The sequence below is a fragment of the Commensalibacter sp. ESL0382 genome, assembly GCF_009725775.1.
Classification (GTDB): domain Bacteria; phylum Pseudomonadota; class Alphaproteobacteria; order Acetobacterales; family Acetobacteraceae; genus Commensalibacter; species Commensalibacter melissae.
In genome coordinates this window covers 55,795-70,714 of record NZ_WNII01000001.1, presented here as the reverse complement: position 1 = coordinate 70,714, position 14,920 = coordinate 55,795, and the positions used below count along the sequence as shown (strand labels likewise).

General features: G+C 36.6%; 15 protein-coding genes and 1 tRNA gene. 5 read left to right on the top strand and 11 right to left on the bottom strand.

What is annotated here, in order from left to right; genetic code table 11:
- Positions 1 to 7: 7 nt before the first annotated feature.
- The gene (locus tag GM552_RS00360) at positions 8 to 601 is read right to left on the bottom strand and encodes a uracil-DNA glycosylase family protein (protein WP_155564785.1); all 594 of its coding nucleotides are present in this window, start codon (positions 599 to 601) and stop codon (positions 8 to 10) included.
- 9 nt (positions 602 to 610) lie between these two features.
- Complete coding sequence (locus GM552_RS00355) at positions 611 to 1,324, bottom strand: NAD-dependent deacylase (protein WP_155564784.1); 714 nt, start codon at positions 1,322 to 1,324, stop codon at positions 611 to 613.
- A 179-nt stretch (positions 1,325 to 1,503) separates the two neighbouring features.
- Between GM552_RS00355 and GM552_RS00350 the strand changes: the two genes are divergently transcribed.
- Positions 1,504 to 2,331 carry an SDR family oxidoreductase gene (locus GM552_RS00350; protein WP_122122825.1) on the top strand — a complete coding sequence of 276 codons (828 nt, stop codon included), beginning with the start codon at positions 1,504 to 1,506 and terminating at the stop codon, positions 2,329 to 2,331.
- An 82-nt stretch (positions 2,332 to 2,413) separates the two neighbouring features.
- A complete protein-coding gene (locus GM552_RS00345) occupies positions 2,414 to 2,974 on the top strand; it encodes an adenine phosphoribosyltransferase (protein ID WP_155564783.1) in 561 nt (186 codons plus the stop codon).
- A gap of 4 nt (positions 2,975 to 2,978) precedes the next feature.
- Here GM552_RS00345 and accC read toward each other — a convergent pair whose 3' ends face one another.
- The 3 genes from accC to aroQ are packed head-to-tail and all read right to left on the bottom strand — an operon-like array spanning position 2,979 to position 5,264.
- The gene (gene accC / locus GM552_RS00340) at positions 2,979 to 4,334 is read right to left on the bottom strand and encodes an acetyl-CoA carboxylase biotin carboxylase subunit (protein WP_155564782.1); all 1,356 of its coding nucleotides are present in this window, start codon (positions 4,332 to 4,334) and stop codon (positions 2,979 to 2,981) included.
- A 1-nt stretch (position 4,335) separates the two neighbouring features.
- A complete protein-coding gene (accB, locus tag GM552_RS00335) occupies positions 4,336 to 4,812 on the bottom strand; it encodes an acetyl-CoA carboxylase biotin carboxyl carrier protein (protein ID WP_110439254.1) in 477 nt (158 codons plus the stop codon).
- Positions 4,812 to 5,264, bottom strand: a complete 453-nt coding sequence (gene aroQ / locus GM552_RS00330) for a type II 3-dehydroquinate dehydratase (protein WP_110439253.1) — start codon at positions 5,262 to 5,264, stop codon at positions 4,812 to 4,814. Before aroQ ends, accB begins: the two co-directional genes overlap by 1 nt.
- A gap of 326 nt (positions 5,265 to 5,590) precedes the next feature.
- Here aroQ and GM552_RS00325 point away from each other — a divergent pair, with 326 nt between their 5' ends.
- Positions 5,591 to 6,106, top strand: coding sequence for a septal ring lytic transglycosylase RlpA family protein (locus GM552_RS00325; RefSeq protein ID WP_196424188.1), 516 nt, complete (start codon positions 5,591 to 5,593; stop codon positions 6,104 to 6,106).
- 10 nt (positions 6,107 to 6,116) lie between these two features.
- Here GM552_RS00325 and GM552_RS00320 read toward each other — a convergent pair whose 3' ends face one another.
- From GM552_RS00320 to GM552_RS00310, 3 genes are all read right to left on the bottom strand, one after another.
- Positions 6,117 to 7,064, bottom strand: a complete 948-nt coding sequence (locus GM552_RS00320) for a YihY/virulence factor BrkB family protein (RefSeq protein ID WP_110439252.1) — start codon at positions 7,062 to 7,064, stop codon at positions 6,117 to 6,119.
- A 265-nt stretch (positions 7,065 to 7,329) separates the two neighbouring features.
- Positions 7,330 to 7,932, bottom strand: a complete 603-nt coding sequence (gene metW / locus GM552_RS00315; protein WP_122122823.1) for a methionine biosynthesis protein MetW — start codon at positions 7,930 to 7,932, stop codon at positions 7,330 to 7,332.
- Positions 7,922 to 9,109 carry a homoserine O-acetyltransferase gene (locus tag GM552_RS00310; protein ID WP_155564781.1) on the bottom strand — a complete coding sequence of 396 codons (1,188 nt, stop codon included), beginning with the start codon at positions 9,107 to 9,109 and terminating at the stop codon, positions 7,922 to 7,924. The genes metW and GM552_RS00310 overlap by 11 nt, the downstream gene beginning before the upstream one ends.
- A gap of 189 nt (positions 9,110 to 9,298) precedes the next feature.
- Here GM552_RS00310 and GM552_RS00305 point away from each other — a divergent pair, with 189 nt between their 5' ends.
- Positions 9,299 to 9,853 carry a hypothetical protein gene (locus GM552_RS00305; RefSeq protein WP_110439249.1) on the top strand — a complete coding sequence of 185 codons (555 nt, stop codon included), beginning with the start codon at positions 9,299 to 9,301 and terminating at the stop codon, positions 9,851 to 9,853.
- A 46-nt stretch (positions 9,854 to 9,899) separates the two neighbouring features.
- Here GM552_RS00305 and GM552_RS00300 read toward each other — a convergent pair whose 3' ends face one another.
- The 3 genes from GM552_RS00300 to GM552_RS00290 all read right to left on the bottom strand — a co-directional run bounded on the left by GM552_RS00300 (position 9,900) and on the right by GM552_RS00290 (position 13,496).
- Positions 9,900 to 11,375: a SulP family inorganic anion transporter gene (locus tag GM552_RS00300; protein WP_370533572.1), complete on the bottom strand. Its 1,476-nt coding sequence runs from the start codon at positions 11,373 to 11,375 to the stop codon at positions 9,900 to 9,902.
- Between the two features lie 315 nt (positions 11,376 to 11,690).
- Entirely contained in the window at positions 11,691 to 13,286 is a 1,596-nt protein-coding gene (locus GM552_RS00295) for a lycopene cyclase family protein (protein WP_196424806.1), read from the bottom strand.
- Positions 13,287 to 13,422: 136 nt separating this feature from the next.
- Positions 13,423 to 13,496, bottom strand: a tRNA-Gly gene (locus GM552_RS00290).
- 155 nt (positions 13,497 to 13,651) lie between these two features.
- Here GM552_RS00290 and GM552_RS00285 point away from each other — a divergent pair.
- Entirely contained in the window at positions 13,652 to 14,869 is a 1,218-nt protein-coding gene (locus tag GM552_RS00285) for a PLP-dependent aspartate aminotransferase family protein (protein ID WP_155564778.1), read from the top strand.
- The last annotated feature ends 51 nt before the right edge of the window (positions 14,870 to 14,920 follow it).

Genomic DNA, 14,920 nt, shown 5'->3' with positions numbered 1-14,920 from the left:
TAATTATTTAAGATTTCATGTCTAAATTCAAAATATCGCAGACCCTTTTTTTCAACTCTGGTAAAACTTCCGTTTCAAAAAAAGGGTTCTTTTTTGCCCAAATTCTTGTCCGCCATGAAGGATGAGGAAGAGGCAAAAAATTAGGTAAATAATCCCGAAAATTCTTAACTCGTTCTGTTAGGCTTCCTTTTCCCAAGACATAATTTTGTGCATAAGATCCAACCAGAAGGGTTAATTCAATATCAGGCAATAATTTCAAAAGTTTGGCTCTCCATTGTGGCGCACATTCTTTACGAGGAGGTAAATCCCCACCCCTTTCATAACTGCCTGGATAACAAAATCCCATTGGAATAATTGAAATCAATTGATCATTATAAAATAAGGATCGGTTAATTCCCATCCATTCACGCAAACGATCCCCCGAAGGATCATTAAACGTTATTCCCGTTTCATGTGCACGTGTACCCGGAGCCTGTCCAGTGATTAACAACCGCACTTTAGACGAACCTACCTGCAAAATGGGTTTTGGACCCAAAGGTAAATCCCTGCAGATATGACAAGCCCGAACCTCTTTCAAAAGACGGTTTAAAGAGTCAGTCATTCTTTTCCCTTATTTCTGATAGGCGTTTAATAAATAATTGACAAATTCGGGAACCAATTCTGTTGCTGAACCTTGCCAGGATTCATCAAAATTTGATGTGCCCATAGAATGTTCCAGATTTAACTCGATTGTTTTCGCTCGCCCCTGTACTTCGTTTACAAACCCAGCAGCAGGATAGACTACACCGGAAGTACCAATGGCTACAAATAAGTTACAATCTGATAATGCCCTTCCAATTTCTTGCATATAATAAGGCATTTCCCCAAACCATACAATATCTGGCCGTAATGTCACAGCATGACAATATGGACAAGATGTATATGGAAAACATGACTTATGCCATTCCATACGTCGATCACATGTTGTGCATCTTATCTTGTACAATTCTCCATGCATATGATAAAGAAAACGGCTCCCGGCACGTTCATGTAAATCATCAATATTTTGCGTTATCAAAACCAATTCAGCTTCAATTTCTTTTTTCAAGACAGCCTGTTCAAGTTTCGCCAAGGCAATATGAGCGGCATTGGGTAAATATTTAGGCAAATTCGAACGTAACTGATTATAAAATTCATGTAATTTTTCAGGATTTTTCTTAAATCCTTCCAAGGTGCAAACTTCTTCCATATTATATTTCGCCCAGATGCCATTAGCATCACGAAACGTATCAAGACCCGATTCCTGACTGAACCCGGCTCCAGTTAAAACAACAATTTTATTCATTGCTCGATACTTCTTATAACATTTAATTCATAAAATTATTTTATGGTAAAAATAAACAAGTTTGATTAATTACGCTATATAAACCTAAATATCTTATATTTTAAAATATTATGTTATACTTAATTAAATAGTATTCTATAACTTAGTATAATGACCTTTTAAGTTTGAGATTTATCTAAATGAATTTAAATATTTTTAAACAATCTAATAAAATCGCTGTTCTTACTGGAGCAACCGGGGGGTTGGGCAAAAAACTTGTTTCTTACCTTTTAGAAGAACATTACAAAATTATTATGATTGCAAGAAATCTTGCGCAATTAGAACAAATTTCTCTCCATTATGGAGATAAAGTCATTATTCGTATTTGCGATATTTCTCATCTTAATGAAATACAGTATTTATGTGAGGATATTAAAAAACAATTCCATCATATTAATGCTTTAATCCATTGTGCAGGAAATATTTATCCAGGTTCGTTTTCAAATTTAAGTGATCAATTAATACTTAACCAACTTCAGGTAAATCTTAATGGAGCCATTTTTTTGACCAAGGGCTTACTTCCGCTTATGCGTAAAAAAAGCTCAATTATTTTTGTAAATTCATTGGGAGGTATTTTCCCCCTAAAAGACAGCGCATTATATTCTGCCAGTAAATATGGTTTACGTGGATTTGCCTTGGCGTTGGCCATGGAGCTCCGTCCCCGGAAAATATATGTTTCATCCATTTTTCCTGGCGCCATTAACACGCAAATGCTTCATAATGAAATGCAAAATGGAGGGTCTTTGCTTAATTTCTGCTCTCCACCTCTTGAACCTGAAATTGTCTGTAAAACAATTATGAAAGCCCTCAAGAAAAAAGGATTGGAATATTACATTCCCAAATGGTCAGGATTGCAAACTAAACTTTTGATGCTAAAACCATATTTTATCCTACGATTAATGCCTTTTGTGGAAAAGTTTTGTGAAAAAAGAAAAAAAAACTGGCAGAAAAATAACCTACATTCATAAGATCAATAAATTTATTGCGTGACGTATTTGAACCTTTTAAAACATGAATGGTTTATGTTAAATTTATTAATGATTGTTAGAAATGAGCAACGCACCTAATCAAACAGATTTCACACCGCCCAACAATATAGATTTAAAAAAATATATTCGTACTATTCCTAACTATCCTCATGAAGGCATATTATTTTACGATATCTCCACACTTCTACGCAATGCTGATGCCTGGCAGATTGCTTCTGCACGTATGGCACATGGAATTGCAGCTTGGCAACCCGATCTAATTGCCGGAATTGAATCAAGAGGATTTGTTAGTGCATCACCCCTTGCAACAGCATTAGGCTGTGGAATGATAATGATTCGTAAACCCGGGAAATTACCTGGGAAAACGATTTCAATTGATTACGATTTGGAATATGGACAAAATTGTATCCATATTCAGGAAGATGCAATCAAGCCCGGACAGCGCGTTGTTATTATTGACGACTTGCTCGCAACTGGTGGAACGTTGCAGGCCGCTATTAAACTTTTACGTAAAACTGGTGCCAATATCATCGGAGCAGCTGCCTTAATTGAACTAAAAAATTTAAAGGGACGCGAAAAAATTGACGTCCCCTTATTTTCAGCAATCACTTATAATGAATAAAGTTTCAATTATTTTCGGCTTTGTTTTTCTCAATAAAATGTTCCAGCCAATGAATGGTATAGTCACCTTTCTGGAACTCTTTATCTGCCAATATTTTCTGCTGTAATGGAATGGTTGTTTTTACACCTGTCACAACCATTTCCTCCAATGCTCTTTGCATTCTTGCAATTGCGGTTGCCCTGTCATGTCCATAGGCAATTAATTTGGCAATCATACTATCATAATATGGTGGAATAGTATAACCAACATATAAAGCGCTATCCAAACGAACCCCCAGTCCACCTGGAGAATGAAAAACTTTGATTTTTCCAGGATTGGGTACAAAATTTTCAGGGTCCTCGGCATTAATACGGCATTCTATTGCATGTCCTTTAAACTGAATGTCTTTTTGGCTTAATTTTAATTTTTCTCCTGCAGCCACACGAATTTGCTCTGCAACAAGATCAACATCGGTAACCAGTTCGGTAACAGGATGTTCAACCTGTAAACGCGTATTCATCTCAATAAAACAAAATTGTCCATCCTGATAAAGAAATTCAAGCGTACCGGCATTTTTATATCCCAATTGCTGCATGGCATGAGTGGCAACTTTACCAATAAAATCACGTTCCTTTACAGTTAGACAAGGAGACAAAGCTTCTTCCAACACTTTTTGATGCCGTCTCTGCAAAGAACAGTCCCGCTCACCCAAAAATAAGACATTACCATGTTGATCGCCAATAATCTGAACTTCTATATGACGAGGTTTATCCAAATATTTTTCCATATAAACTTCGTCATTACCAAAAGCCATTTTTGCTTCAGCCCTTGCAACCTGCCACGCCTCTTCCAGCTCTGTTTCTGTAGAGGCAACTTTCATGCCGCGACCTCCACCCCCAGCAGAAGCCTTGATCAAAACTGGATAACCAATCTTATTTGCAACCTCTTTTGCTGTAGCAAGATCTGACAGGGCCCCATCTGAACCTGGAACCAGAGGAACATTGAATTTCTTCATGGTTGTTTTGGCCTGGATCTTATCACCCATCATACGAATATGCTGGGCAGAAGGACCAATAAAAACAAACCCATGCTCTTCAACCAGTTCGGCAAAATCTGCATTCTCGGAAAGAAAACCATAACCAGGATGAATTGCTTCGGCTCCTGTGATGGCTGCTGCAGATAAAATTGCCCTCTTATTCAAATAACTGTCTGTGACTGAAGGGGGACCAATACATACGCTTTCATCTGCCAAACGCACATGCATTGCATCTGTATCCGCAGTTGAATGCACAGCAACGGTTTTAATGCCCATTTCACGACATGCCCGTAAAATACGAAGAGCAATTTCTCCACGATTCGCGATTAAAATCTTTGAAAACATTTTATTCAATTACCGCCAGAACCTCACCATATTCTACTGGATCACCGGAATTAACAAGCATACGCGTCAATTTTCCTGATTTATGGGCACGAATTTGATTAAACGTTTTCATCGCTTCAATAAGCATGATGATCTGTCCAGACTGAACCTCTTGTCCAACAGTTACAAAAGGGGGGGCAGAAGGTTCCGGCGTTAAATAGGCAACACCAATCATTGGACTTAGCAGCGCGCCAGGATGTTTAGAGAGATCTTCTTCCTGTTTGGCATCATCATTATTAACCGTTACAGGCACAGGCGCGGAATTCATGACAGGAGCCATGGAAACGGGAGCTGTTACTGGACTTGCGTTAACGGTAATATTCTTTACGACGCGAATATGCTGATCCTTTTCGGAAACCTCGATTTCTGTTAACCCTGTTTCAGTTAAAATATCAGCCAATTTACGAATAACTTCTACATCTACGAGCATTTTGCTCATCAACTATCCTCTTCCAATATAAGATTTGCCAACGCAGCCAAAGCCAAGGCATAACCCTGAATACCCAATCCACAGATTACCCCTGTCGCCGCATGAGAAACATAAGAATGATGCCGAAATGATTCCCGGCGGTAAATATTTGATATATGTACCTCTATAACAGGTAAATCAACTGCCAGTAAAGCATCTAAAATTGCTATAGAAGTATGACTATATGCTCCTGCATTAATGATAATTCCCTTTGCTTTTCCCCTACACTCCTGAATCCAGGAAACAAGTTCCCCCTCATCATTGGATTGGCGAAAATCAATTGCTATTTCGAGCTGTTCTGCATTTTGAATACAGATTTGTTCTACATCATCCAAGGTTGCATGACCATACACATTTGGCTGACGCATTCCTAACATATTTAAGTTAGGACCATTCAAAACATATACGAGGGGCAATTCCATCACTAGTTATTCATGCCTTTAATCAGGTTTAACACTATATGAATTTAAAAAGCCTCTCTTATAAACAGTCAACAAATTAATTAAATTTTCTCTTAATTTTTTGATAAACTATGTCTATTTATATCATTTCAGCCAGAAACAATAGATTAAACAAATTATTTGCCATATGTGCGTCAATTGTATTAGCGTAAAGTTACAAAAGCAAATCTTTTCATTTTTTTGCCATTTTTTTTCTCTAGCTTTTAACATGGTTTATATTAACTTAAAGGAATTATGGTAGTTTTCTTAATCATTATGATTAAAAAACGCTATAATAAACAGGGTATATGAAACGTCGAAATAAATTACTGGCTTTGTCACTTGTTATCGGATTAAATGTTCAATCCATGCAAGTATATGCTAACTCCGGTTCTCATAAGATCACCTCTCACCGGATTCGAAAATTAAAGAAAAGAGTGATGCCCTACACTCTTCACAAAAATAGACATCCTGCAGACATGATCATCAGTACAGATGAAACAGCTTTTCAAAGCGGTATTGCCAGCTGGTACGGTGGGCGACATACGCAAAGACGTAAAACAGCCTCTGGCTCAACATTCAACAACCAGAATTTTACCGCAGCTCATCCTACCCTTCCTTTGGGAAGCAAAGTGTTGGTTAAATCAGAAGATACAGGGCACTCAGTCATCGTCACCATTAACGATCGTGGCCCTTTCGTAAAACATCGCATTATTGATCTATCAAAAGCTGCTGCAGCAAAAATTGGCATGTTAAGCCGGGGAACTGCCCATGTAACAATTAAACCCCTGAATAATATCGAAGTTGCTGAAACTCCCCAATAATTTTCTATGACTATGGTATCTTGTTAGAAGCCTCGCTTCTATCCAAGATATATCCTTCTATCTGGGCATTGAACTGAGCGCCAACCAGAACAACATAGCAGGAAACCAGAAACCACATCATAACAGCAACCACGGTTCCCAATGGGCCGTAAGTACTTGTAAAATTTGCAAAATGGGCAACGTAATAAGAAAAAGAAAAGGCAGCCAACAACCATAAAATTGTGGCGATAAAAGCGCCTGGACATGTCCAACGCCAATGCACGTTGGAACGGCAGGGCCCAAAACGGTAAAATAAAGCAAAAGTCCACGTTGCAAAAAGAAAAACAATAATGTTACTACTTATTCTCACCATATTGTAAGCAGGAAAGTAATCTGTAAGAATATTTAGAAATTGATATGGCAAAATATTCAAAATTGCCGGTAAAGCAACAATAACCGCAAGGGTCATAATCGTTCCCAAAATAGCGCAGAATGTCAAAACAACAGATAGAACCTGAAATTTCAAGAAACTCCGTGTCTCATGCGTATTATAGGCAACGTTTAGCCCCGTAACCAAACCCTTTGTCCCAATGGATGCAGACCAAAGAGCGAACAAAATGGAAACAACCAATTGTATTGTTAAAGTGGAATGGGTTTGCTCGACAATACTGTTAATCATTTCCTGTAAAAAAACATAAACATTCGGGGGGAAAAAATGTTGTAGAAATTCCAGTTGTGGCTCAACCGTTTGTGGATCAAAAACCAGCCCATAAATGGAAATCAAGCTACTTATAGAAGGAAATAGCGACAAGGTAGAAAAAAATGCGCAACCAGCTGCAACCAGCATATATGGACCATCAATTAGTGTATGAATGGTCGCCATTATAATTTTTATCCATCCATGAAATGATATCTTTAAAGGGGAATGATGTTTTTCAACAAAAATATGACTTTCAGAAGACCGATCCAAGTCTCGCATTACTTCTTTTAAACCTCAATCAAATATTAAAAAATTATTCTAAAAATTTTATTCGTACCCATAAGAAATATGACTCTACAAAACCATAATGTAATGTAAATGATAGAGTAATATTATCCAACCCCGTCAATTCTATTAACCAATTCATGACATAAAAATAAAAATCTAAAATACTCTGTTAACTAATCCAATGAATATCAATTTTGTTTATATATAATCAATATAATATCAGATATGTAACAGTTGCATTGATTGTCTCATTTAATCAACGTGTCAGCAAAAATAAGGCCTGTTCCCCAAAAAAATTGGCCAAACGTATTGAACGTCGCCAGGGGGCCTTTTCCCCCTCGCCATGATCATCAATAGCCATCCACTGACTAATATGATATCCCTCTTGTTTACATAGTGATACAAAATCTGTTAAGGTACAGGGATGAATATTCGGCGTCTCAAACCAATGGGTTCCCCATACTTTTGTCATGGGCATATGTCCTTTAAGAAGCAGTTGCATTCTTACAGTCCAATGGCCAAAATTTGGAAATGAAACAATAGCATACCGTCCTATTCGCAACATTTGTTGCAAAACTTCACGTGGGCGATTAACCGCCTGTAGAGTCCTCGATAATACGACATAATCAAAACCATCCGTGGGATAATTCTGCAAGTCAAAATCTGCGTTTCCCTGAATTACAGATAAGCCTTTACTTACCGCCTTGGTAACACAGGACATATCCAACTCTATTCCTCGTGCATCACATTGATGATTACAGCACAGATAATCAATTAATGTACCATCACCACATCCAATATCCAGTATTGTTGAATTTTGCTGAATCATGTCAACAATACAACATTGATCAAGACGCATTATTTTCCAATTGCCTCTGTCTTTTAATTCCTGCCAGAAAACCGCTGATTACATGATCAAGATCCGGTTCATCCAACAAGAAGGCATCATGCCCTTTATCACTTACAATTTCAACAAAAGAAACCTTGGCTCCAACACGATTTAATGCCTTGACTATCACTCTTGACCGTGAAGTGGGAAAAAGCCAGTCAGAAGAAAAACTGATAACACAAAATCTGGATTTAACCTGTGAAAATGCCTTGACCAGATCCCCATCATAAGCTTGGGACAAATCAAACCAATCCATTGCCCGGGAGATTGTCACATAAGAATTTGCATCAAAACGTCTCACAAAATTCGATCCCTGATAATGCAAATAGCTTTCTACCTGAAACATTTCCCCGAAAATTGGTGACGAAGAATCTATCATTGTTTCTTGCAATCTCCGTCCAAATTTTCGGTTTAATGCATCTTCTGACAAATAGGTAATATGTGCCATCATACGTGCTACAGCCAACCCTCTGGATGGAATAACACCATATCGCCAATAATCTCCATTTTGCCAATCGGGGTCTGAAAATATGGCCTGTCTTCCCACTTCATTAAATGCAATATTCTGTGCCGAATGAAAAGACGAGGTGGCAATTGGTATAGCTGCATAAACTTGATCTGGATAGCTTACCGCCCATTGCAATGCCTGCATTCCTCCCATTGAACCACCGATAACGGCAAATAACTGATCAATTTTGAAATGATCGATTAGAAGTTTTTGGGCATTGACCATATCCCCAATGGTAATTGCAGGAAAGTCTATTCCCCAATAGCCTATTTTCTGATGATCTGTTCGTATGGAACGTGGTCCTGTCGTTCCCATGCAGCTTCCTAAAACATTACTACAAATTATAAAATATTTGTCTGTATCAATAGGTAGCCCAGGACCAACCATTCTGCTCCACCAACCAGGTTTCTTACTGATTGGATTAATACCTGTAACATACTGATCGCCAGTTAAAGCATGACAAATCAAAATTGCATTATCCTTGGCTGATGACAACTTTCCATAAGTCTGATATGCAATTTCCAAGTGGTTTAGTTTTTGACCATTTTCCAAAACAAGTCCTTCAGCAAAAAGTAATTTCTGAATAGATTCATTTTGTGTTTCGTCAGCTGCAACCTGTTTAATCCCTGAAGTTACCATAAATAATACAGGTATCCTTTTTACTATAAAATATGAAAATCCATCCCAAAAATCATCTCTTTGCCATAAACTGCACTATCTTATATAATCATTTGAAATTAAAAATGTTATCTCTGTATAAGTTAGGTTTTTTTAAAAGTTCATCTATTAATATCAAATATTCTTGTTTAGAAAAAGGCCTTAATAATTATGAATAAAAAACTTGTTGTATTTTGTATAATCAGTGCCTTTGCTTTTACTGTCCAATCCTCTTACGCAGTTTCCCATCATACGAAAAAAAACAGAAATTATCAAAATCCAAAATCAGGAAGAGTCGTTTTAACCCCCCAACCTGCGAACAATTTTTCAACAATTGCATATAACTTGAATAAAACCGATATTAATTTTGCTGTTCAACATGGTGAGAAACCGCTTATCCTTATTGGCAATGCAAACCTCTCCAGCACAAAAAAACCGCAAACTGTTCTATTTACCCAGTTACAATCCGCCAGTCTTTGTGGGTCTGGAGGCTGTACCACCACAGCCTATCTTAACCGTAACAATCATTGGGTAAAAATACTCGATTCTGTTACTGGCAATATTGAAATAAAAAAAACATCCCACAAGGGGATGCATGATTTGATAGTTGAAGGTTCAGATATCTGGATATGGAATAAAACAACTTATGTTGAAACCCAACAGGGACCCAATCTAAATGAATTAAAAAAATCCATTCATAAATATCAAAAAAATAGACCTAAATAAGCGATATAAACACATTAACTATATATATCGCCAAGAATGATCCTGATTAATAACTCCCGATAACCTTTTCAATTTCCTCTGGTTTATCATGGATGCCAAAACGGTCAATGATAGTCGCCGTGGCATCATTCATTCCCTGAACCTCCACTTTTATACCACGTTGGCGAAAATGAATGACAACCTTATCCAATGCCATCACTGAACTTACATCCCAAAAATGCGCATGGGTTAGATCGACTGTAACATTCTTAATCTCTTCCTTGAGATCAAAATTATTTATAAAACGATCAACCGTTACAAAGAATATATGACCATTCACTTTATAAATACGGGACTGATCTTTTTTTTCTGATTTAATCAGCATGAAATGTGAAACCTTGCTTGCGAAAACAAGAGAGGCAACCAGCACGCCTGTTAATACTCCATAGGCCAGATTATTTGTTCCAACCACAACACAGACCGTTAGAATCATGACAATATTGGTAGAAAGCGGATATTTTTTTAAATCAAGAATTGAACGCCAGGAAAAAGTACTAATAGAAACCATGATCATCACAGCCACCAAGGCGGCCATAGGAATCCGGGCCACCCATTCCTTTAAAAAAACAACAAGAATGAGCAAGAAAATACCAGCCACCAAGGTAGATAATCGTCCCCTTCCCCCGGACTTGATATTAATAACCGATTGACCAATCATGGCACATCCAGCCATACCGCCCAGAAAAGCAGTACAGATATTGGCAATTCCCTGCCCCTTACACTCACGATTTTTATCACTTGAAGTATCCGTGAATTCATCAACGATCGTTGCTGTCATCATGGTTTCAAGTAATCCTACCGCTGCCAGTCCAGCAGAATATGGTAAAATGATCATGAGGGTATGAAAGTCCAAAGGAATATCTGGAATAGCCAAAATTGGTAAAGAACCTGGCAATTTACCCATATCACCCACCGTTGGAATATTTAAACCATAACCTATTGAAATGGCGGTCATTATAATAATACATATCAAGGGAGACGGTATTAATTTCGTTAAATAAGGGAAAAGGTAAATAATTGCCAATCCACCACCAACAATCACGTAAACATGCCATGTCACATGCACTAATTGCGGAAGCTGTGCCATAAAAATCAAAATTGCCAACGCATTTACAAAACCAGTCACGACAGAATGGGAAACAAAACGCATTAATTCACCAAGTTTCAAATATCCGGCAATGATCTGAAAAATACCTGCAAGAATTGATGCAGCGAGTAAATAACTCAATCCATAAGTCTTTACCAAAGGCCCCATCAGTAAAGCCATTGAACCCGTCGATGAGGATATCATTCCAGGACGTCCGCCAAATAACGAAATGACACAAGGAATGGCAAAAGCCGAATAAAGTCCTACACTCGGATCAACCCCAGCAATAATGGAAAAAGCAATTGACTCTGGTATCAGGGCCAATGCAACCACAATACCAGATAGAATATCCGCACGAATATTTCCAAGCCATTCTTGTCGATTACAAGACAGCAACATATTATAATCCTATAAATATTTTTAAATTGAAAAATTAATCAATAACAGACTGATCGCATCAATCCTGTTTCTGTTTTTTTTAAAAAAACAGAAATAATAAAATTAGTTACACAGTGCTAACTTAGGGCGGCGTTAAAACAAACATTCCGATTCAACAAAACAATAAGAATTTAGTTTTAAAATCAATCAATCTAGTAACAAAAACTAATAATTTATAATTAAAAATATTCACAGAATCAATACGTAAACGCTTTTTCTATAAAAATGCCACTTTCAGAACAATAAAATATAAATATCTATATCAGAAAATAATTAATTTCTATTCACCATTTCTGGATTGGGAAAAAATTCACCATAACGCCATGAAGTATGAAAGATTTCTGGCTGTCCATCCCTTCTAATATACAAATCATATAAATTCCTATCGGAAGAAATATATTCACATATTTTACACATGACCTGGTAATTATCCTGTAACAGATTAATCAATTTCTCCAGGTCATTATCAGGTTCCGTCAAATAACTGTTTATTTTGGCAAATAGACTTTCAGAAAGATTGATAAATCTTGGTAAGTCCAAATTATTCTGCCTATTGTTTTCAGAAAATTTCTTGGTTTTGAGTATGGAATTCACCTTATCATATTCCATATAAATTTTATGAATTTTATCCCATATAATCTTTGCGTTTTTAAAATCTCTCATTCCCTTATTCATGAAACAGGGGCAAATTGATCCAAAATAAAATACGGAATCAACAACATATTTAACAAAAATATAATACCAATTATCTTTTTGTTCGTACATTTTATCAAATACGTTACTATAAGCAACTACCAGATCTGATATGACCGAATTATAAAATGCCATACGTTCTTTTATGTCTTGACCATTTTTTTCCTGTGCAAGGACATCAACTATAAACGTGTTTTCAATGCACATCAAATCTATACCACTTGAATAAACTGGATCCAAAAAAATGCATGCATCCCCTGTTAATGCCCAATGATTTTCAGAGATACAGGGCTGCGCAATAGATGCGTATTTTCTCAAATATTTAAAATCAAGGATGGAAAATTGTTTCTTCAGCAAATAATCATAAAAAACCCTTTCATGCGTTTTTAACCATTCAAAGGTTTTTTCCAAATCCGATAAACTGTCAAATTGATGAATATTCTCACTAAAACATATTCCCACACTGGTCGTATGATCAGAAAGCCGAAGCACCCAGATCCAATATCCCTTTCCATCAATATGTAAGGAACTGTAGCTTCTATCCATGCCATAAAAAGGGTTATCTTCTTCTGCCGGATAGATTTCATCTACCAGAACAGCCCCCTTGACTCTAAACCAGACTGAAGAATTGGGTAAATTACCTTTGCTTGATAAATTATACTTCCTGGAAATAACTTTTTTCCGTCCGGATGCATCAACAATCCAACGAGAATTAATGATTTTCTGGACTTTGCTCAATTCAACTACGTGGATTCTTTTAAAATGCCCCTCATCCTCAACATCAAGAAAACGCGTATTTTGTAAAATATCAATTTTATCTTGTAATAATGAAAAAAAATGATTTTCCAGTTTGCCACGTTTAAATTGATAGGAATTTTTTTGGGGAAAATTTCTAATTCCCATTTCTTTATAGAGTTCATCATTTGTATAAATAAACCGCATTCCCATTTTTATAAAATGTTCCCGACCTAGATATTCATCTCCCAGCAATTCCCTAAGATAATACCCACCCAAATCAATTGTTGCCTCTCCAACTTTGAAAGCTGTCTCTTCATTGGGAAATTTTGCATCATGAATAAGACAAATGGAAATATCAGGTATATCACGCAGCAATTGACTGGCCAATGTCAATCCGGCAAGTCCACCCCCAATTATAACCACATCATAATTTTTCACTATATCCCTCAACTTAATATTAAAGTAATTAATTGTTTTATTTATGATTAAGATAAAACAATAGTACTAAATTAGGTTGAATATCTAAACAATCAATTTTATAGATATTATATAGTTTAAAATAAATAATATTTCTTGGAGCGGATGAAGGGAATCGAACCCTCATGAACAGCTTGGGAAGCTGTCATTCTACCATTGAATTACACCCGCCAAAATATGAAAAATAATATTTCACATTAAAATAACCAAATTGAATAGAAAAATATATCTTTTTTGATAATTTTTAAAAAATAAAGAAATTACTAACCACTTTTCTTGCATTCCTCTATCATGAACGCTCCTTATGGTTATCAAAGAGAAATATTATGAACAAAACCTCTTCCCATCGCCTAGCCACTCGTTTACTTCATGATAATATTGAACGTTCTTCCTTTGCTGAAACATGTGAAGCTCTTTTTTTAACATCTGGGTTCATTTATGAAAGTGCAGAACAAGCAGAACGCACTTTCCAAAAAAAAGAAAGGCATTATCAATATAGCCGTGTTAATAACCCTACCATTACCAACCTTGAAAATCGACTTATTCATTTGGAAGAGGCTGAATGTTGTGTTGCCACCTCAACAGGAATGAGCGCAATTTTTGCTGCCTTATTTTCCAATTTGAAACATGGGGATCGTGTTATCGCATCTAAGGCGCTTTTTGGGTCAAGTTACTGGATTGTTGAAAATTTTTTACCAAAATTAGGAATCGAAACCGCTTTTGTTGAAGGCACGAATATTCAGGAATGGAAAAAAGCATTATCCAAACCTGCAGCAGCTGTTTTGATTGAAAGCCCTTCCAATCCAATGCTAGACATTTTGGATATTCGGCAAATTGCTGACTTGACCCATCAGGCAGGCGGAATATTGATTATTGACAATGTTTTTGCCACTCCATTATATCAAAAACCTTTGAAAGTAGGGGCTGATCTTGTTGTCTATTCTTGTACAAAACATATGGATGGACAGGGGCGTGTCCTAGGAGGTGCTATTCTAGGTAGTAAAGACTTGCTTGAAGCCGATATTATACCTTTTGTTCATAATACAGGACTTACAATTTCAGCTTTTGATGCGTGGATATTGCTGAAAGGTCTGGAAACTTTTCCACTTCGTATGGAAAAAATGACCGAAAATGCGAAAATCTGTGCAGAATTTATTGAAAAATCTGATGTTGTTAATCTTATTCGATATCCCGGATTACACTCACATCCTCAATATGGCCTTGCCTGCAAACAAATGGATGCGCCATGTGCCATGATCGCCTTTGAAGTCAATGGGGGGAAAAAAGGTGCATTTACATTCATGAATGCCTTACAGCTCATATTAATTTGTAATAATCTTGGTGATAGTCGGAGTATTGTAACGCACCCGGCAACAACAACACATATGAAGGTCAGTCCAGAGGATCGTTTAAAACTCGGAATTACTGATGGCATTATCCGCTTTTCAGTAGGAATGGAGGATCCACAGGATTTACTTGAGGATCTGCAAAAAGGATTTGATAAATTAACAATTTTTTTGCAAAAACAAACAATAAATAAGTAATCTTTTAAATTGAAAATATATTAATTTTTTCCATATATTTTAATACTGAAG

Excerpts from the sequence above, each read along its gene's own strand:
- GM552_RS00325 (WP_196424188.1), top strand. The coding sequence starts at position 5,591 with ATGAAACGTCGAAATAAATTACTGGCTTTGTCACTTGTTATCGGATTA.
- accB (WP_110439254.1), bottom strand. The coding sequence starts at position 4,812 with ATGAGCAAAATGCTCGTAGATGTAGAAGTTATTCGTAAATTGGCTGAT.
- GM552_RS00320 (WP_110439252.1), bottom strand. The coding sequence starts at position 7,064 with ATGCGAGACTTGGATCGGTCTTCTGAAAGTCATATTTTTGTTGAAAAA.
- GM552_RS00355 (WP_155564784.1), bottom strand. The coding sequence starts at position 1,324 with ATGAATAAAATTGTTGTTTTAACTGGAGCCGGGTTCAGTCAGGAATCG.
- aroQ (WP_110439253.1), bottom strand. The coding sequence starts at position 5,264 with ATGGAATTGCCCCTCGTATATGTTTTGAATGGTCCTAACTTAAATATG.
- accC (WP_155564782.1), bottom strand. The coding sequence starts at position 4,334 with ATGTTTTCAAAGATTTTAATCGCGAATCGTGGAGAAATTGCTCTTCGT.
- GM552_RS00345 (WP_155564783.1), top strand. The coding sequence starts at position 2,414 with ATGAGCAACGCACCTAATCAAACAGATTTCACACCGCCCAACAATATA.
- GM552_RS00305 (WP_110439249.1), top strand. The coding sequence starts at position 9,299 with ATGAATAAAAAACTTGTTGTATTTTGTATAATCAGTGCCTTTGCTTTT.
- GM552_RS00285 (WP_155564778.1), top strand. The coding sequence starts at position 13,652 with ATGAACAAAACCTCTTCCCATCGCCTAGCCACTCGTTTACTTCATGAT.
- GM552_RS00310 (WP_155564781.1), bottom strand. The coding sequence starts at position 9,109 with ATGGTAACTTCAGGGATTAAACAGGTTGCAGCTGACGAAACACAAAAT.
- GM552_RS00350 (WP_122122825.1), top strand. The coding sequence starts at position 1,504 with ATGAATTTAAATATTTTTAAACAATCTAATAAAATCGCTGTTCTTACT.
- GM552_RS00360 (WP_155564785.1), bottom strand. The coding sequence starts at position 601 with ATGACTGACTCTTTAAACCGTCTTTTGAAAGAGGTTCGGGCTTGTCAT.
- metW (WP_122122823.1), bottom strand. The coding sequence starts at position 7,932 with ATGCGTCTTGATCAATGTTGTATTGTTGACATGATTCAGCAAAATTCA.